Origin of the sequence: Novosphingobium sp. BW1 (assembly GCF_008107685.1) — a bacterium.
GTDB lineage: Bacteria > Pseudomonadota > Alphaproteobacteria > Sphingomonadales > Sphingomonadaceae > Novosphingobium.
This window is the reverse complement of the sequence record NZ_VIRF01000133.1, coordinates 1-466: the sequence shown is the minus strand read 5'-3', so window position 1 is coordinate 466 and position 466 is coordinate 1. Positions and strand designations below refer to the sequence as shown.

The 466-nt window shown below is 63.9% G+C and carries 2 pseudogenes; one reads left to right on the top strand and one right to left on the bottom strand.

From position 1 onward, the window contains the following. Positions 1–39: 39 nt before the first annotated feature. Positions 40–186 (top strand): annotated as a pseudogene (locus FMM79_RS22355) (alpha/beta hydrolase); the annotation flags it as partial. Between the two features lie 94 nt (positions 187–280). Here the strand turns inward: FMM79_RS22355 and FMM79_RS22135 are convergent. Then, a pseudogene (locus tag FMM79_RS22135) lies at positions 281–337 on the bottom strand (hypothetical protein); the annotation flags it as partial. Between the last annotated feature and the right edge of the window lie 129 nt (positions 338–466).

Sequence of the window (466 nt, the reverse complement as noted above, 5' to 3'; positions counted from 1 at the left end):
TGGCGGTTCGATAACCGCGACAGAGGCCTGTCGAGCAAGATGGCGCTGGCGGGCAAGCCGTATCTGCCGCTGGCCTATGTGAAAAACCTGCTGGGCTGGCCCCTCAAAACCTCCTACACCCTCGATGACATGGCTGAAGACGCGCTGTGCTTGCTGGCGGCCCTGCGCATTGCTCAGGCGCACGTGATCGGCGTGTCGATGGGCGGCATGATCGCGCAAGTGATGGCGGCGCGCGCGCCGCCATCACTTGCGCGATCATGCCGCCCATCGACACGCCGATCACGTGCGCCTGAGCAATGCGCAGGGCCGCCAGCAAGCACAGCGCGTCTTCAGCCATGTCATCGAGGGTGTAGGAGGTTTTGAGGGGCCAGCCCAGCAGGTTTTTCACATAGGCCAGCGGCAGATACGGCTTGCCCGCCAGCGCCATCTTGCTCGACAGGCCTCTGTCGCGGTTATCGAACCGCCA